At 67.4% G+C, this 19,665-nt stretch carries 30 protein-coding genes; 4 read left to right on the top strand and 26 right to left on the bottom strand.

What is annotated here, in order from left to right; translation table 11 throughout:
• The first annotated feature begins 104 nt into the window (after positions 1-104).
• The 4 genes from HGG74_RS03395 to HGG74_RS03380 are packed head-to-tail and all read left to right on the top strand — an operon-like array spanning position 105 to position 3,298.
• Positions 105-587 carry a flagellar protein FlgN gene (locus HGG74_RS03395; RefSeq protein ID WP_168484934.1) on the top strand — a complete coding sequence of 161 codons (483 nt, stop codon included), beginning with the start codon at positions 105-107 and terminating at the stop codon, positions 585-587.
• 9 nt (positions 588-596) lie between these two features.
• Positions 597-2,009, top strand: a complete 1,413-nt coding sequence (gene flgK, locus HGG74_RS03390) for a flagellar hook-associated protein FlgK (RefSeq protein ID WP_168484933.1) — start codon at positions 597-599, stop codon at positions 2,007-2,009.
• A 3-nt stretch (positions 2,010-2,012) separates the two neighbouring features.
• Entirely contained in the window at positions 2,013-2,918 is a 906-nt protein-coding gene (gene flgL, locus HGG74_RS03385; RefSeq protein ID WP_168484932.1) for a flagellar hook-associated protein FlgL, read from the top strand.
• Positions 2,915-3,298, top strand: coding sequence for a flagellar assembly protein FliW (locus HGG74_RS03380; RefSeq protein WP_168484931.1), 384 nt, complete (start codon positions 2,915-2,917; stop codon positions 3,296-3,298). Before flgL ends, HGG74_RS03380 begins: the two co-directional genes overlap by 4 nt.
• Positions 3,299-3,578: 280 nt before the next feature.
• On the opposite strand, the gene HGG74_RS03375 is transcribed toward HGG74_RS03380, so the two are convergent.
• The 26 genes from HGG74_RS03375 to rplV form a co-directional block, all read right to left on the bottom strand.
• Positions 3,579-4,499, bottom strand: a complete 921-nt coding sequence (locus HGG74_RS03375) for a tRNA pseudouridine synthase A (RefSeq protein WP_205761249.1) — start codon at positions 4,497-4,499, stop codon at positions 3,579-3,581.
• A gap of 23 nt (positions 4,500-4,522) precedes the next feature.
• On the bottom strand, positions 4,523-5,092 hold the full coding sequence (rplQ, locus tag HGG74_RS03370) for a 50S ribosomal protein L17 (RefSeq protein WP_168484930.1): 570 nt from the start codon (positions 5,090-5,092) through the stop codon (positions 4,523-4,525).
• Positions 5,093-5,160: 68 nt separating this feature from the next.
• Positions 5,161-6,171, bottom strand: coding sequence for a DNA-directed RNA polymerase subunit alpha (locus HGG74_RS03365; protein WP_168484929.1), 1,011 nt, complete (start codon positions 6,169-6,171; stop codon positions 5,161-5,163).
• Positions 6,172-6,358: 187 nt separating this feature from the next.
• The gene (gene rpsK, locus HGG74_RS03360) at positions 6,359-6,760 is read right to left on the bottom strand and encodes a 30S ribosomal protein S11 (RefSeq protein ID WP_168484928.1); all 402 of its coding nucleotides are present in this window, start codon (positions 6,758-6,760) and stop codon (positions 6,359-6,361) included.
• Between the two features lie 74 nt (positions 6,761-6,834).
• A complete protein-coding gene (gene rpsM, locus HGG74_RS03355) occupies positions 6,835-7,209 on the bottom strand; it encodes a 30S ribosomal protein S13 (RefSeq protein ID WP_168484927.1) in 375 nt (124 codons plus the stop codon).
• A gap of 154 nt (positions 7,210-7,363) precedes the next feature.
• On the bottom strand, positions 7,364-7,477 hold the full coding sequence (gene rpmJ, locus HGG74_RS03350; protein ID WP_168484926.1) for a 50S ribosomal protein L36: 114 nt from the start codon (positions 7,475-7,477) through the stop codon (positions 7,364-7,366).
• 77 nt (positions 7,478-7,554) lie between these two features.
• Positions 7,555-7,776: a translation initiation factor IF-1 gene (gene infA, locus HGG74_RS03345; protein WP_005267757.1), complete on the bottom strand. Its 222-nt coding sequence runs from the start codon at positions 7,774-7,776 to the stop codon at positions 7,555-7,557.
• Between the two features lie 133 nt (positions 7,777-7,909).
• Complete coding sequence (locus HGG74_RS03340; protein ID WP_168484925.1) at positions 7,910-8,851, bottom strand: P1 family peptidase; 942 nt, start codon at positions 8,849-8,851, stop codon at positions 7,910-7,912.
• A 63-nt stretch (positions 8,852-8,914) separates the two neighbouring features.
• Positions 8,915-9,760 (bottom strand): metal-dependent hydrolase, encoded by an 846-nt coding sequence (locus HGG74_RS03335; RefSeq protein ID WP_205761247.1) that lies wholly within the window; start codon positions 9,758-9,760, stop codon positions 8,915-8,917.
• 143 nt (positions 9,761-9,903) lie between these two features.
• Entirely contained in the window at positions 9,904-10,731 is an 828-nt protein-coding gene (gene map / locus HGG74_RS03330; protein WP_168484923.1) for a type I methionyl aminopeptidase, read from the bottom strand.
• A gap of 87 nt (positions 10,732-10,818) precedes the next feature.
• Entirely contained in the window at positions 10,819-11,394 is a 576-nt protein-coding gene (locus tag HGG74_RS03325; protein WP_168484922.1) for an adenylate kinase, read from the bottom strand.
• Positions 11,391-12,704, bottom strand: coding sequence for a preprotein translocase subunit SecY (gene secY / locus HGG74_RS03320; RefSeq protein ID WP_168484921.1), 1,314 nt, complete (start codon positions 12,702-12,704; stop codon positions 11,391-11,393). The genes HGG74_RS03325 and secY overlap by 4 nt, the downstream gene beginning before the upstream one ends.
• A 190-nt stretch (positions 12,705-12,894) precedes the next feature.
• A complete protein-coding gene (gene rplO, locus HGG74_RS03315) occupies positions 12,895-13,350 on the bottom strand; it encodes a 50S ribosomal protein L15 (protein ID WP_168484920.1) in 456 nt (151 codons plus the stop codon).
• Between the two features lie 2 nt (positions 13,351-13,352).
• Positions 13,353-13,565 carry a 50S ribosomal protein L30 gene (rpmD, locus tag HGG74_RS03310; protein WP_168484919.1) on the bottom strand — a complete coding sequence of 71 codons (213 nt, stop codon included), beginning with the start codon at positions 13,563-13,565 and terminating at the stop codon, positions 13,353-13,355.
• Positions 13,565-14,239: a 30S ribosomal protein S5 gene (gene rpsE / locus HGG74_RS03305; protein ID WP_312856720.1), complete on the bottom strand. Its 675-nt coding sequence runs from the start codon at positions 14,237-14,239 to the stop codon at positions 13,565-13,567. Before rpsE ends, rpmD begins: the two co-directional genes overlap by 1 nt.
• 29 nt (positions 14,240-14,268) lie before the next feature.
• Complete coding sequence (rplR, locus tag HGG74_RS03300) at positions 14,269-14,652, bottom strand: 50S ribosomal protein L18 (protein ID WP_168484917.1); 384 nt, start codon at positions 14,650-14,652, stop codon at positions 14,269-14,271.
• 2 nt (positions 14,653-14,654) lie between these two features.
• A complete protein-coding gene (rplF, locus tag HGG74_RS03295) occupies positions 14,655-15,191 on the bottom strand; it encodes a 50S ribosomal protein L6 (RefSeq protein ID WP_168484916.1) in 537 nt (178 codons plus the stop codon).
• An 18-nt stretch (positions 15,192-15,209) separates the two neighbouring features.
• Entirely contained in the window at positions 15,210-15,608 is a 399-nt protein-coding gene (rpsH, locus tag HGG74_RS03290; protein WP_168484915.1) for a 30S ribosomal protein S8, read from the bottom strand.
• Between the two features lie 82 nt (positions 15,609-15,690).
• Positions 15,691-16,260: a 50S ribosomal protein L5 gene (gene rplE / locus HGG74_RS03285; protein WP_168484914.1), complete on the bottom strand. Its 570-nt coding sequence runs from the start codon at positions 16,258-16,260 to the stop codon at positions 15,691-15,693.
• Positions 16,260-16,622, bottom strand: coding sequence for a 50S ribosomal protein L24 (gene rplX / locus HGG74_RS03280; protein WP_168484913.1), 363 nt, complete (start codon positions 16,620-16,622; stop codon positions 16,260-16,262). Before rplX ends, rplE begins: the two co-directional genes overlap by 1 nt.
• Positions 16,623-16,624: 2 nt before the next feature.
• Positions 16,625-16,993, bottom strand: a complete 369-nt coding sequence (gene rplN, locus HGG74_RS03275) for a 50S ribosomal protein L14 (protein ID WP_168484912.1) — start codon at positions 16,991-16,993, stop codon at positions 16,625-16,627.
• 386 nt (positions 16,994-17,379) lie between these two features.
• Entirely contained in the window at positions 17,380-17,667 is a 288-nt protein-coding gene (gene rpsQ / locus HGG74_RS03270) for a 30S ribosomal protein S17 (RefSeq protein WP_168484911.1), read from the bottom strand.
• Positions 17,664-18,005: a 50S ribosomal protein L29 gene (gene rpmC, locus HGG74_RS21875; RefSeq protein WP_168484910.1), complete on the bottom strand. Its 342-nt coding sequence runs from the start codon at positions 18,003-18,005 to the stop codon at positions 17,664-17,666. The genes rpsQ and rpmC overlap by 4 nt, the downstream gene beginning before the upstream one ends.
• A 2-nt stretch (positions 18,006-18,007) precedes the next feature.
• Positions 18,008-18,424: a 50S ribosomal protein L16 gene (rplP, locus tag HGG74_RS03260; RefSeq protein WP_168484909.1), complete on the bottom strand. Its 417-nt coding sequence runs from the start codon at positions 18,422-18,424 to the stop codon at positions 18,008-18,010.
• On the bottom strand, positions 18,425-19,264 hold the full coding sequence (gene rpsC / locus HGG74_RS03255) for a 30S ribosomal protein S3 (protein ID WP_168484908.1): 840 nt from the start codon (positions 19,262-19,264) through the stop codon (positions 18,425-18,427).
• Positions 19,265-19,630: a 50S ribosomal protein L22 gene (gene rplV / locus HGG74_RS03250; protein WP_168484907.1), complete on the bottom strand. Its 366-nt coding sequence runs from the start codon at positions 19,628-19,630 to the stop codon at positions 19,265-19,267.
• Positions 19,631-19,665 lie beyond the last annotated feature (35 nt).

Below are 19,665 nucleotides of genomic sequence, written 5' to 3'. Positions count from 1 at the left end.
GGACCGTAGCCATGTTGTTATGTGGTCTTCCCACAACGACAGATCAACGAGGGCCGCGGCTTTGGGGGAAGCCGGCCCGTGCAGACAATCCGGGGAGGTGGGACATGGGCGCCCATGAACTTTCGGCCATGCTGTGGCGCGAGCGCGAACTGCTCGAACTGCTGGTTTTCAAGCTCGAGGAGGAGCAGCTCCTGCTGACCGCGGGCAAGTCGCGCTGGCTCCAGCATGCCACCCGCGAAGTGGAGCAGGTACTCGAGCGGGTGCGGGGCGCGGGCCTGGCCCGGGCAGTGGAGGTGGCCGCGCTGGCCGCGGAGTGGGGAACGGCGGAGAACGCCACCCTGCGCGAACTGGCCGCACAGGCCCCGGCCGGGCCGTGGGGGGAGATCTTCAACGGCCATCTGCGCGCCCTGACCGAGCTCGCGGGGCAGATCAAGGAGCTGCGGGACACCAACGAGCAGTTCCTGCGTGCCGCGGCGCGGTCCGCACAGGAAACCATGGCCGGGCTGGGCCCGGAACCGGGCACTTACGATGCCCGCGGCGCGGCCGGCGCTTCCTCCGCGGCCCGGCTTTTCGATACGACGTTGTGAGGATGAGCAGTGAGTACGTTTAGCGGCCTGACCACCGCGTACACCGGCCTGGTGGCTGCCCGCCAGGGCCTGAACGTGGTGGGGCAGAACATCGCCAACGTCAACACCGAGGGCTATACCCGCCAGCGGACCGGCACCTCGGCCATCGGCGCCCTGGCCAGGACCGGGCTGGTCACCGGAGGCGTACAGATCGGCCAGGGCGTCTCCGTTGACGCGATCGCGCGCCTCGGTGACCTGCATCTGGATGCCCGGGTGCGCGCCTCCGCGGCGGCGGCCGGCAACGCCGGCGTGCGGGCCGAGGCCATGGCCGGGCTGGAAGCCTCGCTGCGCGAGCCCGGCAGCAACGGCATTTCCGCCCAGCTGCAGGAATTCTGGGCTGCCTGGCAGGACCTCTCCAACCGCCCGGACGATCCGGCCGCCGGCGCCGTCGTCCTGGAAGAGGCCCGCACGCTGGCCGGCATGATCGGCCGCGGCTACCAGGAGGTGGCAAATGAGTGGGACCGGATCCGCACCGACGTGGACACCATGGCCGCCGAGCTCAACGGTGCAGCGGCGCAGGTGGCCGGACTGAACGAGAAGATCCGCTTCGCGGTGGCCAACGGCGGCTCCGCGAACGAACTGATCGACCAGCGCAACCAGTTGACCACCAGCATCGCCGCGCTGACCGGGGCAAGCGTACGGGAACTGGGCGACGGCCAGGTGGAGGTGCTGCTGGGCGGCAATGCGCTGGTCTCCGGCGCCACCGCCCACAGCGTCATGGTCGGCGGTGCCGGCAGGCTGGCCGACGGCGACGGGGTCCGGCTCGAGTGGGCCAGCCGCCAGGGCACTCCCCTGGTGCTCGACGGCGGTGAAATCGCCGGCGCGCTGGCCATGCTCGGCAGCGCCGCCGGGGACGGGCCGCTGCGCCAGGCCGCCGCCGGGTACAACGCCTTCGCCGGCACCCTGGCCGGTGCGGTGAACGCCGTCCACCGCACCGGCTACGCCGGCTCCGTGACCGGGACGGACTTTTTCGGGTTCGCGGCCGACCCCGGCATCCCACCCGCCCAAGGGCTGCTGGTGCTGCCCGCCGAGGCCGGCGATATTGCCACGGCCGCCGGGGACGCCGGCGCACTGGACGGCTCCATTGCCGACACGATCTCCCAGCTGGGCACCGGTGCAGGGGCGCCGGACCGTGCCTGGGAAAAGTTCGTCACCGGCATCGGCGCGGCCGCCCGCACCGAGCTGCGGCAGTCGGAGCTGGCCGGACTGGCCGCGGACTCGGCCCTGGCCCTGCAGCTGTCCAACGCCTCGGTCGACCTGGACGAGGAGAACATCAACCTGCTCTCCTACCAGCACGCCTACCAGGGCGCTGCCCGGGTCATGACCGCCGTCGACGAAATGCTCGACACACTCATCAACCGCACCGGACTGGTAGGGAGGTAGCCCATGATCACGCGCGTCACCAGCCAGAGCATGAGCCGCTTTGCGCAGCAGAACCTGCAGTCGAACATGGAACGGCTGGCCCGGCTGCAGGAAGCCGCCACGGGCCAGTCGAAGATCACCCGGCCCTCGGACGACCCTTCCGGTACCGCCGACACCATGCGCGTGCGCGCCGACCAGCGTGCCAACGAGCAGTACAAGCGCAATATCGATGATGCCGCCGGCTGGCTGGCCACGCTCGACTCGGCCCTGGGCTCCGCCACCGATGCCCTCCACCGCGTCCGGGACCTGGCCGTGCGCTCCGGGAGCGGATCCGTTTCGGATACCGGCCGCGAGGCCATCGCGCTGGAACTGTCCGCGCTGAAGGACGAGCTGCTGGCCGCCGCCAACACCAGGTACATGGGCAGGAGCGTCTTCGCCGGCAACTCGGATGCGCCCGCCGTCTTCGCCCCCAGCGCCGACGGCACCCTGAACTACGAGTTCACCGGGCCCGCCGCGGGCTCGGTCGAGCGGCGGGTCGACGCCGCAACGACGGTCCGCGTCGATGCGGACGGGCGCGACGTTTTCGGCACCGAAGCCGGCGGCGACTCCGCGTTCGCCCTGCTGGATGCCATGGTGGCGGACCTACGGGCCGGAAAACCGGTGAACGGCTACCTTGCCGACATCGACGCCCGGCTCAAGACGGTGGTAGCCCAGCGTGCCGAGGCAGGCGTGCGGCATGCCCAGGTACTGCGTGCCCAGGAGGCCAATATGGAACAGTCAGTCAGCCTGGAAGCACGCCGCTCCAGCGTCGAGGATCCGGACGTCGGCCAGGTGATCCTGGACCTGAAGCTGCAGGAAGTCGCCTACCAGTCCGCCCTGGCGGTCACGGCCCGCGTGCTCCAGCCGACCCTGATGGACTTCCTTCGGTGAGCGCCGCGCTGACCTTCGTGGCCCCTCCCCCGGGTCTGGCCCCGCTGGTGGACTTCACTCTGCGGCCGGTCGACGGCGCGCCGGGGCTGTTCGCCCTCGAAGCGGCGGCCGGTTCCGGCCGGCGGCTGTTCGTGCTCGATGCCTCGGTGTACCTGCCGGACTACCAGCCGGTCATCTCCGACGAGGATGCGGCCGCCCTGGACCTGGCCGGGCCAGAACAGGCGCTGGTCCTCGTGGTGGCCAATCCCGGCCCCGCCGGCACCACGGTGAACCTGTTGGCCCCGGTGGTGGTCAACAGCGCCACCGGGGCCTGCGCCCAGGTCATCCTCGAAGGCCAGGACTGGCCGCTGCGGGCCGAGCTTAGCCCGCAGTCGGCGTAGCGGTCGCGCAGTTCCGCATCACCCGTACCGCCCGTCGTCGGGCAGGTACCGGGACCGGTAGCCGCAGGCATTAATCGAGTAGTCCGGGACCTTGAGCCCGCAGCCCGCGGATGAAATGTTTGATCCCGGGATGTCCGCCCGCCGCGGGCGCCCCCGGCACGGACTGCCTATGCCTCGGTGGGGGAAGGCATAGGTGCAGGCCGGTGGTTCCGGCCAGGCTGCCCTGCCGGTCTGGCCGGAACGGCCTCCGGCTCCGGGCGTTCCGGCCCCGGCCGCCGGCTCAGTCGAAGCCCCGGCGGGCCCGCGTCCGCTCGGCCCGGAGCATCATCTCGTGGTCCTCCGGATAGGCCACATGCTCGAGCACCAGCGGGTGCGGCGCCGCCAGTTTCGTCTGCGAATCACGCACCTGGGCGAGCAGCCGCTCGTGCAGCCAGTACGGGTCGTGCTCCGTACCGACCACCAGCGAGGCACCGATCAGGGCCCGCACCATGTTGTGGCAGAAGGCGTCCGCCTGCACGGTGGCGGTGATGACGCCGTCGTGCCCGCGGACGAAGGAAAAGTGCTGCAGGTCGCGGATGGTGGTGGCCCCGTCGCGGGGCTTGCAGAAGGACAGGAAGTCGTGGATGCCGATCAGGCGTCCGGCCGCGTTGTTCATGGCCTTGTCGTCCAGCGGCCGGTCGTGCCACAGCGTAACGTTGCGGGTCAGCGGATCCCAGAGTTCGGGACGGTCCGCGATGCGGTAGCTGTAGCGGCGCCACAGCGCCGAGAACCGGGCATCGAAGCCGGCAGGAGCCGGCACGGCGGAGTGCACCTCGATGGCCCCGGCCAGTTCCCGCAGCGGCGCGGGCGACCCCACCCGGCCGCCGAGCACCTTCGACAGCACCCCGCGCAGCCGCCGCACCAGCGCCGCACCGGGGTCGATGTCCCGTCCGCGGGAAAGTGCCAGCCACTCCCCCGGGTCCAGGTCGAAGTGGACCACCTGGCCGCGTGCGTGCACGCCGGCGTCGGTGCGTCCGGCGACGGTGAGCCGCACCGGACGGCGGATGAGGACCTCGAGGCCTTCCTCCAGCGCGCCCTGCACGGTCAGGTGGCCGGGCTGGGCGGCCCAGCCGCGGAACGGCCCGCCGTCGTAGGACAGGTCCAGGCGGACACGAAGAAACCCGCCGTCCTGCAGCGGGACGGCGGGTTTCTCTTGTGACATATGAAGATACTACCGGGGAAGAACTACTTCTTCTCGTCGTCCTTCTCGTCGTCTTCCGGAGCCGCTTCGTCGGCCTCGACGGCGGCATCCTCGGTAACCTCGGCGTCGGCGGTCCGGGTCTCCGGGATGTCGGCGGCCTCAGCCTCGGCGGCCGGGGTCTCCTCGGCGGAAGCCGGCTTCGCAGCAGACTCGGCGGCCTTCTCGGCTTCCTGCACCACTGCCTGCTTCGGGGACACCGGGTCCAGCACCAGCTCGATGACGGCCATGGGGGCGTTGTCGCCCTTGCGGTTGCCGATCTTGGTGATGCGGGTGTAGCCGCCCTCGCGGTTCTGCACGGCGGTGGCAATGTCGGTGAACAGCTCGTGGACAACACCCTTGTTGCTGATCACACCGAGCACCCGGCGGCGCGAGGCCAGGTCCCCGCGCTTGGCGAAGGTGATCAAGCGCTCGGCGTACGGGCGCAGGCGCTTGGCCTTGGTCACGGTGGTGGTGATGCGCTTGTGCTCGAACAGCGACGCGGCCAGGTTGGCGAGCATCAGGCGCTCGTGGGCCGGACCGCCGCCGAGGCGCGGACCCTTGGTGGGCGTAGGCATTATGTAATCTCCTCAAATGGTGCCGCGGAACGCGCACGACGGCGCCGGCGCGGCAGAATTCCTGTGGTTTAGAGTTCGTCCTCGGTGTAGCCGGCTTCGTCCTCTTCGATGGCAGCGGCGCGCGCGGCCAGGTCAAACCCTGGAGGCGAATCCTTCAGGGACAGGCCCAGTTCCACCAGCTTGGCCTTGACCTCGTCGATGGACTTCGCCCCGAAGTTGCGGATGTCCATCAGGTCAGCCTCGGAGCGGGCAACGAGCTCACCCACGGTGTGGATGCCCTCGCGCTTGAGGCAGTTGTAGGAGCGCACGGTGAGCTCCAGGTCCTCGATCGGCAGGGCCATGTCGGCTGCCAGCGCGGCATCCGTGGGGCTCGGGCCGATCTCGATACCTTCGGCGGCAGTGTTCAGCTCGCGGGCCAGGCCGAACAGCTCGACCAGGGTGGTTCCCGCAGATGCGACGGCGTCGCGCGGCGCAATGGAATCCTTGGTCTCGACGTCGACGATCAGGCGGTCGAAGTCGGTGCGCTGCTCAACACGGGTCGCCTCAACCTTGAAGGTGACCTTCAGCACCGGCGAGTAGATCGAGTCCACCGGGATACGGCCGATCTCGGCATCGCCGGACTTGTTCTGCGCCGCGGACACATAGCCGCGGCCGCGCTCGATGGTCAGCTCGAGCTCGAACTTGCCCTTCTCATTCAGCGTGGCGATATGCAGGTCCGGGTTGTGGAACTCCACGCCAGCCGGCGGAGCGATGTCCGCAGCAGTGACGACGCCGGGCCCCTGCTTGCGCAGGTAGGCGACCACGGGCTCGTCGTGCTCGGAGGAGACGGCCAGGTTCTTGATGTTCAGGATGATCTCGGTGACATCTTCCTTCACACCCGGAACCGTGGTGAACTCGTGCAGCACACCATCGATGCGGATGCTGGTTACTGCAGCACCGGGGATCGAGGACAGCAGCGTGCGGCGGAGCGAGTTGCCGAGGGTGTAACCGAAGCCCGGCTCCAGCGGTTCGATGACGAACCGGGAACGGTTTTCGGCCACTACTTCTTCAGTAAGTGTGGGGCGCTGTGCAATAAGCACTTAGATTCCTTTCAGCGAGCATCCGCTATATGACGCAACACGATTGGTGGAAAGGGGCGGCCAGCCAGCCTCGGCCGGGCAGGCCGCCGCCGCGGCGGCACCGCGGCGGACGGCCCTTCGGCCGCCGCAGGATCCAGCGCCCTTGGCGGGCGGTTCCGTACGGCGGCCGAAAGTTGCCTGGGGCTGACTAGACGCGGCGGCGCTTCGGGGGACGGCAACCGTTGTGGGCGCTGGGCGTGACGTCCTGGATGGAGCCGACCTCGAGGCCGGCGGCCTGCAGCGAACGGATTGCGGTTTCGCGTCCGGACCCCGGGCCCTTGACGAACACGTCGACCTTCTTCAGGCCGTGCTCCTGGGCGCGCTTGGCAGCGGCCTCGGCAGCCATCTGCGCAGCGAACGGGGTGGACTTGCGGGAGCCCTTGAAGCCGACTTCACCGGCCGAGGCCCACGAAATCACAGCACCGGTCGGGTCCGTGATGGACACGATGGTGTTGTTGAAGGTGCTCTTGATGTGCGCCTGTCCAAGCGCGATATTCTTCTTATCCTTGCGACGCGGCTTGCGGACCGCTCCACGGGTCTTGGGGGGCATTTGTTCTCCTACTGCAAAAGTTTCAGGTAGCTAACGACCGCTGGGGCCGCGGCGGCTCGGGGAGCCGCGGCGGTTTAGCGGGCCTTCTTCTTACCGGCGACGGTGCGCTTCGGACCCTTGCGGGTACGGGCGTTGGTCTTGGTGCGCTGCCCGCGGACGGGCAGGCCGCGGCGGTGGCGGAGGCCTTCGTAGCTACCAATCTCAACCTTGCGGCGGATGTCGGCGGCCACTTCGCGGCGGAGGTCACCCTCAACCTTGAAGTTGCCTTCGATGTAGTCACGCAGCTGCACGAGCTCCGCATCGGTGAGGTCCTTGACGCGGGTGTCCGGGTTGATGCCGGTCTCCGCGATGGTCTGCTCTGCACGGGTCTTGCCCACGCCGTAGATGTAGGTAAGCGCGATGATTACCCGCTTTTCGCGGGGAATGTCTACGCCAGCGAGACGAGCCATATTGGCGGTTCTCCTTGTGGTATCCGGAGGTCTGGAGCAGTGCGTCCTGGCGGACCAGGTCCCCGGCCTCCGTGCCGGGGGTGTGCAGGAATTCCTGCTGCACTGCCTTTATGGAATTACTACGCGCGGCAAGCGCCCTGACAAAGCAGGGAGCTTAGCCTTGGCGCTGCTTGTGGCGCGGGTTCTCGCAGATCACGAGTACGTTGCCCTTGCGACGAATCACCTGGCACTTATCGCAGATCCGCTTGACGCTCGGCTGGACCTTCATGGTTTTCCTTTGCGTTGTTTGCAGTATTCAGTTCGCGTAACTACTTGATGCGGCCTCCTGCGAGGCGCAAAAAGTCTTTACTTGTAGCGGTAGACGATACGGCCCCGGGAGAGGTCGTACGGGCTAAGTTCGACTACAACGCGGTCCTCGGGGAGGATCCGGATGTAGTGCTGACGCATCTTGCCTGAAATGTGGGCAAGCACAACATGCCCGTTGGTCAGTTCAACTCGGAACATCGCATTGGGCAATGCCTCCTGCACAGTGCCTTCAATCTCAATGACACCGTCTTTTTTAGCCATATCCTCCGCTAACGTCAGTAACCGCCGCCGTCGGGCGGGGCTAGTTTCTGGGTTCTGATGGCCCGGTTCCGCAGCCGGAAAATGGGCGCGGAAGCAGACACAACCAACAGTCAACTGTACTCCTGAGGCGCCCTTAAGTTAAATCGGGGTACTTTGCAAGTCCGGCACCCGGTGTTTCCACTGCCTCCGCGCTCCCCACGCCGTCGAGGATGGCCAGGCGGACAGCTTCGGCGGCGAGGACCTGCAGCTGCCAGCGCGGATCCAGCGCCCCGCCGCCGGCCAGCGGCTGCGAGCAGGTGGCCAGGCAGAAGACGACGTCGCCGTCGACGAGCGTGTGGGACGGGTCCAGGGCGCGGGCCAGGCCGGCGTGCGCCGCCGACGCCGTCCGCTTCGCCTCCGCCGGATCCAGCACCGCGTTGGTGGCCACCACGCACAAGGTGGTGTTCAGCGGCGGTCCGCCCGCCTCCGCGGGCCGGGCAGGCCCCGGGCTGCCGGCCGGCCGTCCGGCCGCGTTCACCACGGCCAGGGCACCGACCACGATCCCGGCGTTGGTCCCGTCCATGCGCAGCGAGGCGCTGCCCACGCCGCCCTTGAACCGGCCGAAGTCCACCGCCGCCCCGGTGCCGGCGCCGGCGTTGCCCCGCCGCAGGGGCGCGAAGTCCGCGCAGGCACCCGCCGCAGCCGCGGCGTCGTACCCCATCCGGGCATCCGGGCGGGCCCGTACGTCCCCGCCGCGGCCCAGGTCGTAGATGGCCGCGGCCGGGACGATCGGCACCAGCGCGTTGGGCGTACGGAACCCTCGTCCCTGCTCCTCGCACCAGCGCTGGACGCCGGATGCCGACGCCAGCCCGAAGGCACTGCCACCGGTGAGCACCACGGCGTCCACGGTGCGGACCAGGGTCGTGGGATCCAGGGCGTCCGTCTCATGCGTGGCCGGTCCGCCCCCGCGGACGTCGACGGAGCCGACGGTGTCCGGCGGCGGGAGCACGACCGTGACGCCGCTCAGCCAGCCGCCGCCGGTGCGCTCCACTTGGCCCACCCGGATTCCGGGCACATCGGTGATCGAGGAGGTCATGGCCCCATCGTGCCACGTTGGCCCGGTGTTGGCCGGGGTGTTGGCCGCGGCCCGGCCAGTCGCCTATCCGGCGGCCAGCGCCAGCACCGCCACCTGCCCGATGCTCAAGGTGGCCGCGGTCATCCCGAGGATCACGTACGCGCTGACCGGGACCAGCAGCAGCCATTCGCGCACCGAGCCGGCATTGCCAAGCACCGGCAGCGAGAAATAGCCGTTGGGCCGCCAGATCCAGCTGATCACCGGAACCCGGCGCAGGAACCGTGGCGGCTTGATCCGCAGAGGCCAGATCAGGTTCACGCCGCCGGTAGTGAGCATGTCCCCCACGATGTGCATGATGACGCCCACGCCCATGGCGGTCGGGAACCAGTTCTGCTGTTCGGGCGCGAAGGCCGCGATGAAGGCCGCCACGGACAGCCCCACGGCCCAGGGGATCTTCTGCAGCTGGTCCGGAATGAACTTCAGGACCTTGGCCGCGAACGCGACCAGCAGCACGCACAGCACGCCGGCCCCGGGATAGACCGTACCGAAGGGAGGCACCTGCACCGTCCACAGTCCGGCCACGTACGCAATGGCGGTGAAGGCCAGGATGCCCAGGACGGAGTGGGTGCCGCGGCGGTGCCCGCCCGAGACCTTGCCGATGCCGATGCACACCGCCTTCGAGACCGGCGGCAGCGACTGGGCGATGGTGGCGTGCCGGTGGTCGGCGTCCGGCACCAGCGCCGCGCCGGCGCTGACCAGGGCGCCGGTCAGCACCCCGACCGGCCCCACGTCCATCAGCCCGGCCCCCAGTGTCAGGGTCTGCCCGTCCAGGCCGGCCGCGCCCGGGACCCAGTCCAGCGGAATCCGGTATTGGGTGGTCAGCGCCACCCAAGCTGCCGCGCCGGAGAGGGCGTGGTGTGCTCCCATCATGATGTGCTCGGGGTCCTTTCGTCGGGCATGTGCGCCGGTTCCAGTAAAGCCGGTGCTACCGACAGTGAAGTCCCGGGTCCCGGAACGGGTTGCGGCCGCCCTGCCGCGGGTGCGGGGGCGGCCGCATCATGCGGTGGGAGGGCTCAGTCCAGGGGAACCGGGGTGACCCCGAGCGGGGCCAGTTTTGCGGCGCCGCCGTCCTCGGCGGTCAGCACCCAGATGCCGTCGTTGTGCACGGCGACGGTGTGCTCCCACTGGCAGGAGCGGGATCCGTCGGTGGTGACCACCGTCCAGTCGTCCGCGAGCACCTTGGTCTCGATGCTGCCGCGCACCAGCATGGGCTCGATCGCCAGGCACAGTCCGGGGCGGATCTTGGGCCCTCGGTGGCGGGTGCGGTAGTTGAGCACGTCCGGCGGCTGGTGCATGGCGGTGCCGATGCCGTGGCCTACGTAGTCCTCCAGGATGCCCAGCGGCTTGCCCGGCACGGAGCTGACGTAGTCGTCGATGGCATTGCCGATGTCGCCGACCCGCTGTCCGGCGGCCAGGGCGGCGATCCCGCGCCACATGGCGGCCTCGGTGACGTCGGAGAGCCGCTGGTCTTCGGGGTCGGCGACGCCGACGATCACCCCGCGCGCCGAGTCCCCGTGCCAGCCGTCGACGCTGCAGCCGCCGTCGATGGAGAGGATGTCGCCGTCCTGGAGCACCCGGTCCCCGGGGATGCCGTGGACCACTTCCTCGTTCACCGAGACGCAGACGGTGGCCGGGAAGCCGTGGTAGCCCTTGAAGTTGCTCCTGGCCCCGGCCTCGTCCAGCACGGCCTCGAAGGCGGCGTCGAGGTCGCGCGTGGTCGCGCCGGCGACGGCGGCGGCCACCGCCGCGTCGAGGGCGCGGCTGACCACCAGGCCGGCGGTGCGCATTTTCCGGATCTGGTCGGCCGTCTTGTATTCGATGCCGGGCTGGCGGAATGCCATGGGGTCCTTCTTGTCTGTCGGTGTGCCTGGACGGCGCTGGCCGGGCAGGGCGCCGAACGCCTTACCCGGCCAGCAGGTGGTCCGCCCTCAGGCGGTGACGCTCTTGAGCGCTTCCATGATGCGCTCGGTGACCTCATCGATCCCGCCGATGCCGTCGACCTTGGCCACGATGCCGCGCTCGAGGTAACGTGCGACCACTGCCTCGGTCTGCTCATGGTAGAGGTCCAGCCGGTGGCGGATGACGGCTTCGTTGTCGTCGGCGCGGCCTTCCAGCTCCGCGCGGTGGAGCAGCCGGCGCACCAGTTCCTCGTCGTCGGCGGTCAGCTGCAGCACGGCGTCGAGCTTCTGCCCGTTTTCGTCCAGGATCCGGTCCAGCTCGTCGACCTGGGCGCCGGTGCGGGGGTAGCCGTCGAGCAGGAAGCCGTTTTCGACGTCGGGCTGGGCCAGCCGGTCCCGCACCATGTTGTTGGTGACGCTGTCCGGGACGAAGTCGCCGTTGTCGATGTACTTCTTCGCTTCCAGCCCCAGCGGGGTGCCTTCCTTGACGTTGGCGCGGAAGATGTCGCCGGTGGAGATGGCAACGATGTCCATGCGTTCGGAGATACGCGTTGCCTGGGTTCCCTTGCCGGAGCCGGGCGGGCCAATGATAAGCATTCGGGTCATCGCAGTAGTCCTTCGTAGTGGCGTTGCTGTAGCTGGGCATTAATCTGCTTCACGGTCTCCAGCCCCACGCCAACCATGATGAGGATGGAGGTACCGCCGAACGGGAAGTTCTGGTTCGCGTTGATCAGCACCAGGGCGATCAGCGGAATCAGCGAAACCAACCCCAGGTAGAGCGCTCCGGGCAACGTAATCCGTGAGAGCACATACTCGAGGTAGTCGGCGGTTGGGCGGCCCGCCCGGATGCCCGGGATGAATCCGCCGTACTTCTTCATGTTGTCCGCCACTTCGGTCGGATTGAACGTAATGGCCACGTAGAAGTAGGTGAAGAATACGATCATGGCGAAGTAGATCGCCATGTAGAGCGGGTGGTCGCCGCGCACCAGGTAGGTGTTGATCCAGTTCACCCATTCCGGCGGCGCCGTGGTGCCGTCCGTGGGCGTGTTGAACTGCGCGACCAACGACGGCAGGTAGAGGATCGAGGAGGCGAAGATGACCGGAATGACGCCGGCCATGTTCACCTTGATCGGGATGTAGGTGCTGGTTCCCCCGAGCGTGCGGCGGCCGACCATGCGCTTGGCGTACTGCACCGGGATGCGCCGCTGGGACTGCTCGACGAAGACCACCGCGGCCACCACGAACAGGCCGATGACCAGCACGCCCAGGAAGACGTTCACGCCCTGGGCAGTGAAGATCTCGCCCAGCGCGCTCGGGAAACCGGCAGCAATGGAGACGAAGATCAGGATGGACATGCCGTTGCCCACACCCTTTTCCGTGACCAGCTCGCCCATCCACATGATCATGCCCGTGCCGGCGGTGAGGGTGATGATCAGCAGGATGATCGTGGCCAGGTTGTCGTCCGGGATGATCGGCACCGGGCAGTCGCCCAGCAGCGCGCCGGTCCGGGCCAGCGACACCAGCGTGGTGGCGTTGAGCAAGCCCAGGGCGATGGTCAGGTAGCGCGTGTACTGGGTCAGCTTGGACTGGCCCTGCGCCCCTTCCTCATGCAGCTCCTGGAAGCGTGGAATGACCACGCGCAGCAGCTGCACGATAATGCTGGCGGTAATGTACGGCATGATGCCGAGGGCGAAGATGGACACCTGCAGCAGCGCGCCGCCGCTGAACAGGTTGACGAACTGGTAGAGTCCGCCGCTGGTATTGCCCAATGCCAAGCATTGCTGCACGTTCCCGTAGTCGACACCGGGGGCCGGGATGAAGGCACCCAGGCGGTAGATGGTGATGATTCCGAGCGTGAACAACAACTTGCGTCGCAAGTCGGGCGTCCGGAATACCCGGCCAATCGCGCTAAGCAAGCGTCCTCCTGAAAGTCCTCGATGCCGGATTGCGGCAAGTCACAAGTACCGAGTCTATCGGTTCAGCGGCACCGGGATTAAACCGGACCGTCCGCAGGGCCCCTGTGTTAACCGCGCGAGGCCCCCCGGAACCGGCACAGGGCCGGCTTCGGGGAGCCTCAACAGGTGCGGCGGACCGCCGCTGGGGAACTTAGAGTTCCGTGATGCTGCCGCCGGCGGCGGCGATCTTTTCCGCGGCGCTGGCGGAGAAGGCGTCAACCTTCACATCGACCTTGACGGTGATGTCGCCGGTGCCCAGGACCTTGACGGGCTGGTTCTTGCGAACGGCGCCCTTGGCCACCAGGGACTCCACGGTGACCTCGCCACCCTCCGGGAACAGCTCGCCGAGCTTGTCCAGGTTGACCACCTGGTACTCGACCCGGAACGGGTTCTTGAAGCCGCGCAGCTTCGGCAGGCGCATGTGCAGCGGCAGCTGGCCGCCGGCGAAGCCTGCCTTGACCTGGTAGCGGGCCTTGGTGCCCTTGGTACCACGGCCTGCGGTCTTGCCCTTGGAGCCTTCACCACGACCAACACGGGTCTTGGCGGTCTTGGCACCGGGGGCCGGACGCAGGTGGTGGACCTTGAGAGTGTTGTTCTCCTGTGCCATCTCTACTTCGCCTCCTCAACCTTCACCAGGTGAGAAACAGTGTTGACCATGCCCACGGTCACGGCGTCGGCGCTGCGGACCACGGTGTGGCCGATGCGCTTCAGGCCCAGCGAACGCAGGGTGTCGCGCTGGTTCTGCTTCCCGCCAATGACGGACTTGATCTGGGTGATTTCCAACTTCGCGTCGGACGGAATCAGATTCTTCGGGGTGGTCATTACACACCTGCCTTCTGCTGGAGATTGCGGAGCAGAGCCGCCGGGACGATCTCATCCAGCGGCAGGCCGCGGCGTGCTGCCACCGCCTGCGGATCCTCCAGCTTGCGCAGGGCGTCGACGGTGGCATGCACGATGTTGATCGCGTTGGAGGAACCCAGCGACTTGGAGAGCACATCGTGGACACCGGCGCACTCGAGCACCGCGCGCACCGGGCCGCCGGCGATCACACCGGTACCGGCGGAAGCCGGACGCAGCATGACCACACCCGCGGCAGCCTCGCCCTGGACACGGTGGGGCACCGTGCCGGCGACGATCGGGACGCGGAAGAAGGACTTCTTGGCCTCTTCCACACCCTTGGCGATGGCCGCGGGAACTTCCTTGGCCTTGCCGTAGCCCACGCCGACCAGGCCGTTGCCGTCACCGACAACCACCAGGGCGGTGAAGCTGAAGCGCCGGCCGCCCTTGACGACCTTGGCAACACGGTTGATGGTCACGACGCGCTCGAGGAACTTGTCCTTCTCCGCGTCGCGGGCGCTGTCGCGGCCGCCGCGGCCGCCACGCTCGCCGCGGCCGCCACGGTCACCGCGCTCCCCGCGGCGTCCGCCGCGGCGATCCTCCTGGGAGGATGCTGCGGTGCCCTCGGCACCTGCAGTGGTCTCAGTTGCTTCAGTCACCTGAGTATCCTTTTCGTTATTCTCAGCGGTCACAGTGCCAGCCCACCTTCACGTGCGCCGTCGGCCACCGCGGCCACGCGGCCGTGGTACTTGTTGCCGCCGCGGTCGAAGACAACTGCCTCGATGCCGGCAGCCTTGGCGCGCTCGGCAACGAGCTCGCCCACGCGCCGAGCCTTGGCCGTCTTGTCGCCCTCGAGCGCCCGCAGGTCGGCTTCCATGGTGGAGGCCGAGGCCAGGGTCACGCCCTTGGTGTCGTCGACAACCTGGACGAACATGTGGCGTGCGGAGCGGGTGACCACCAGGCGCGGACGGGCCGGGGTACCGGAGATCCGCTTGCGCACCCGCAGGTGGCGGCGTCCGCGCGCGGCGGACTTGCTCTTGTTCGTGCGCTTCTTGTTGATGCTGATCGCCATGATTACTTACCAGCCTTTCCGACCTTGCGGCGGATAACCTCGCCGGCATACCGGATGCCCTTGCCCTTGTAGGGGTCCGGCTTGCGCAGCTTGCGGATGTTGGCAGCAACCTCGCCGACCTGCTGCTTGTTGATACCAGAAACCGTGAGCTTGGTCGGGCCCTCGACGGCAAAGGTGATTCCGGCCGGAGCCTGGACGGCCACCGGGTGGCTGTAGCCCAGGGCGAACTCGAGGTCCGAGCCCTTGGCCTGGACACGGTAGCCGGTACCGACGATTTCGAGCTTCTTCTCGTAGCCTTCGGTCACACCGGTGATCATGTTGCTGATCAGGGTGCGGGTCAGGCCGTGCAGGGAGCGGGAAGCGCGCTCGTCGTTCGGGCGGGAAACGGTGATGACGTTCTCGTCCAGGTTGACGGCGATCGGGGAAGCGACCGCGTGGTTCAGCTCGCCCTTGGCCCCCTTGACGGTGACGACGTTGCCGTCGATCTTGACCTCAACGCCGGCCGGAACGGTGATGGGGAGACGTCCAATACGTGACATTATTCTCTTTCCTTCCCGTTACCAGACGTATGCGAGGACTTCGCCGCCCACGCCCTTCTTGCCGGCCTGACGGTCAGTCATCAGCCCGGAAGAGGTGGACAGGATTGCGATACCCAGGCCGCCGAGCACGTGCGGCAGGTTGGTGGACTTCGCGTACACGCGCAGGCCGGGCTTGGAGATGCGGCGGATGCCGGCGATCGAACGCTCGCGGTTCGGGCCGAACTTCAGGTCGATGGTCAGCTTCTTGCCGACCTCGGCCTCCTCTTCGCGCCAGCCGGCGATGTAGCCTTCGGCCTTGAGGATGTCGGCGACGCGCGCCTTCAGCTTGCTGTACGGCATGGACACCGACTCGTGGTAGGCCGAGTTGGCGTTGCGCAGACGGGTCAGCATGTCTGCGACAGGATCTGTCATAGTCATTGGGCTCTTGCCCTTCCTCGTAACGGTTTCCTGGTTCCGGACGGCGACTGCCGGCCGGTACCGGACCTGTTACGTAGTTGAATTAATCTTCGGTCTTGAACGGGAAGCCCAGCGCCTTCAGCAGCGCGCGGCCCTCGTCGTCGGTCTTGGCGGTGGTCACTACGGTGATGTCCATACCGCGCACGCGGTCGATCTTGTCCTGATCGATCTCGTGGAACATGGACTGCTCGGTCAGACCGAAGGTGTAGTTGCCGTTGCCGTCGAACTGCTTGCCGTTCAGGCCGCGGAAGTCGCGGATACGCGGCAGCGCCAGCGAAACCAGGCGGTCGACGAATTCCCACATGCGGTCCCCGCGCAGCGTGGCGTGCGCGCCGATCGGCATGCCTTCGCGCAGCTTGAACTGGGCGATGGACTTGCGGGCCTTGGTGACCATGGGCTTCTGGCCGGTGATCTGGGTCAGGTCGCGCACGGCGCCGTCGATGAGCTTGGAGTCCTTGGCGGCATCTCCCACGCCCATGTTCACGACGACCTTGACCAGGCGCGGGATCTGCATGACGTTCTCGTACTTGAACTCGTTCTGCAGGGACTCGCGGATCTCGGCGGCGTACTTGGCCTTCAGGCGCGGCTGGGTCTTCACAGCTGCTTCAGTCATTAGAGTGCCTTTCCGGAAGCCTTGGCGAAGCGGACGCGCACGGTCTTCGTCACGCCGTCCTTCTCGACGGTCTCCTCACGGAAGCCGACGCGGGTCGGCTTCTTGGTCTCCGGGTCGACGATGGCGACGTTGGAGATGTGGATCGGGGCCTCGACGATTTCGATGCCGCCGGTCTTGGTGCCGCGGGAGGTCTGGCCTGCCTTGGTGTGCTTGGTGACGCGGTTGATGCCCTCGACCAGCACGCGGTTGGTCTCGGTGAACACCTTCAGGACCTTGCCCTGCTTGCCGCGGTCGCCGCCGCGGGCTTGCGTGGCGCCGGTGATGACCTGGACCAGGTCACCCTTCTTGATCTTTGCACCCATGCTTACAACACCTCCGGAGCCAGCGAGATGATCTTCATGAACTTCTTGTCGCGAAGTTCACGGCCGACCGGGCCGAAGATACGGGTACCGCGCGGGTCGCCGTCGTTCTTCAGAATCACCGCAGCGTTCTCGTCGAACTTGATGTAGGAACCATCCGCACGGCGGCGTTCCTTCTTGGTACGGACGACGACCGCCTTGACGACGTCACCCTTCTTGACGTTGCCGCCCGGAATGGCATCCTTGACGGTGGCAACAATGACGTCGCCAATGCCTGCGTAGCGACGGCCTGATCCGCCGAGAACGCGGATGGCCAGGATTTCCTTGGCACCCGTGTTGTCGGCGACCTTCAGTCGCGACTCCTGCTGAATCACTTGATACTCCTGTCGTCGCGCCGGTTCTCAGAGCGTTTCTGAGCCTTGCGGAACGGATATGGGTTGGCCCGCACCGTGGCTCCCCCTGGCGGCGCGCGTGCGCACGCCCGAAGGCGGTGGCGGGAATTTGCCTGTTCTGTCCATGCGGGAAGGTGGATAGGCTCCCCAAACGGCACAGGCAAGATTACTAGTGTATTACCAAGACACCCCGGACACGAAATTCAGCTCGAATCCAGCTGAACGCAGCGGCCGGGGGCTCGTACTTCGCGGGGAAACAGCTCCCCCGCCACCCCTTCCGGTCCTGCCGCCGGCTGCTGCCGGCAGCAGGCCTGGAAGGGAAACCTGAGGGGCCGGGCCCGCCTGTCGAGGCGGACCCGGCCTGGCCGTTACTTGGCCTTCTCGAGGATCTCCACCAGGCGCCACCGCTTGGTAGCGGACAGCGGGCGGGTCTCGGCGAGCAGGACCAGGTCGCCGATGCCGGCGGAGTTCTGCTCGTCGTGGGCCTTGACCTTGGAGTTCCGGCGCATAACCTTGCCGTAGAGCGCGTGCTTGACGCGGTCCTCGACCTCAACCACGATCGTCTTGTCCATCTTGTCGGACACGACGTAGCCGCGAAGGGTCTTCCGGCTGCCACGGGTCTGTGCTTCGGTCACAGATGCTTCCTTCTCACTCATTTGGCATCATCCCCGGCAGCTGCTGCCGGAGCCTCGGCGGACTCGCCGGCCTCAGCCTTCTTGGACTTCTTGGCTGCCTTCTTCTCGGCATCGGCACCCTCGGCGGGAGCCGCAGCCTCGGGACGGATGCCCAGCTCGCGCTCGCGCAGCACCGTGTAGATGCGGGCGATGTCACGCTTGACGGAGCGCAGGCGGCCGTGGTTTTCCAGCTGACCGGTGGCGGACTGGAAGCGGAGGTTGAACAGCTCCTCCTTGGCCTTGCGCAGCTCCTCTACGAGACGCTCATTGTCGAAAGTCTCGAGCTGATTGGTTGCCAGTTCCTTCGAACCAACTGCCATGTCTATTCACCACCCTCGCGACGCACGATGCGTGCCTTCAACGGCAGCTTGTGGATTGCCAGGCGCAGGGCCTCACGAGCTACCTCTTCATTGACACCGGAGAGTTCGAAGAGAACCCGGCCCGGCTTGACGTTTGCGACCCACCACTCCGGCGAACCCTTACCGGAACCCATGCGGGTTTCGGCCGGCTTCTTGGTGAGCGGGCGGTCCGGATAGATGTTGATCCAGACCTTGCCGCCACGCTTGATGTGGCGGGTCATGGCGATACGGGCTGCCTCGATCTGGCGGTTGGTGACGTAAGCCGGCGAAAGCGCCTGGATACCCCACTCACCGAAGCTGACCTGGGTGCCGCCGGTGGCAGCGCCGGAACGGCCCGGGTGGTGCTGCTTGCGGTGCTTGACTCGACGTGGGATAAGCATTTAAGCCTCTCCTCCTTCTGCAGCCGGAGCCTCGGCGCCAGCCTCGGCGGCCGGTGCGGCCTCGGCTGCCGGGGCAGCGTTGCGGTCGGTACGGCGACGGCGGTCGCCACCACGGTCGCCACGGTCCGCCGGGCCGCGGCCCGGACGGTCGCCGCGGCCGCGGGACGACGGAGCGGCAGCCTGCTGGGCAGCCAGTTCCTTGGCGGTGACGTCACCCTTGTAGATCCAGACCTTCACGCCGATGCGGCCGAAGGTGGTCTTGGCCTCGAAGAAACCGAAATCGATGTTCGCGCGCAGGGTGTGCAGGGGCACACGGCCTTCGCGGTAGAACTCGGAACGGCTCATTTCGGCGCCGCCCAGACGGCCGGAGCACTGGACACGGATGCCCTTGGCGCCGGCACGCTGTGCGGACTGCATGGCCTTCTTCATGGCGCGGCGGAAGGCCACGCGGGAGGTGAGCTGCTCGGCGATGCCCTGGGCCACCAGCTGAGCCTCGATCTCGGGGTTCTTGACCTCGAGGATGTTCAGCTGCACCTGCTTGCCGGTGAGCTTCTCCAGCTCTCCGCGGATGCGGTCGGCCTCGGCGCCGCGGCGGCCGATCACGATGCCCGGACGCGCCGTGTGGATGTCCACGCGGACACGGTCACGGGTGCGCTCGATCTCCACCTTGGCGATGCCGGCGCGCTCCATGCCCGTGGACATGAGCTGGCGGATCTTGACGTCCTCGCGGACGAAGTCCTTGTAGCGCTGGCCGGCCTTGTTGCTGTCAGCGAACCAGTGGGAAACGTGGTCGGTGGTGATACCGAGTCGGAATCCGTGCGGGTTTACTTTCTGTCCCACTTACTGGTCCTCCTCTTTCTCCGGGGTAGCGACGACAACCGTGATGTGGCTGGTCCGCTTCTTGATGCGGTACGCGCGGCCCTGGGCCCGCGGCTGGAACCGCTTCATGGTCGGGCCCTCGTCAACGAATGCCTCGCTGATGTAGAGGTCGTTCTCGTCGAAGGCGACGCCGTCGCGGTCCGCGAGGACGCGGGCGTTGGCCACCGCCGAGGCGAGTACCTTCGATACCGGCTCCGAAGCCGCCTGCGGGGCGAACTTCAGAATTGCCAGAGCCTCATTCGCCTGCTTGCCACGAACAAGGTTGACGACGCGCCGGGCCTTCATAGGCGTTACGCGGATGTGGCGCGCAATAGCCTTGGCTTCCATTGCTTTCCTTCTCTCGTCTTCTGCCGTACGAGCAG

The sequence above is a fragment of the Arthrobacter mobilis genome, assembly GCF_012395835.1.
GTDB lineage: Bacteria > Actinomycetota > Actinomycetes > Actinomycetales > Micrococcaceae > Crystallibacter > Crystallibacter mobilis.
The sequence above is the reverse complement of the archived record's forward strand: the minus strand, read 5'-3'. Positions and strand labels throughout refer to the sequence as shown.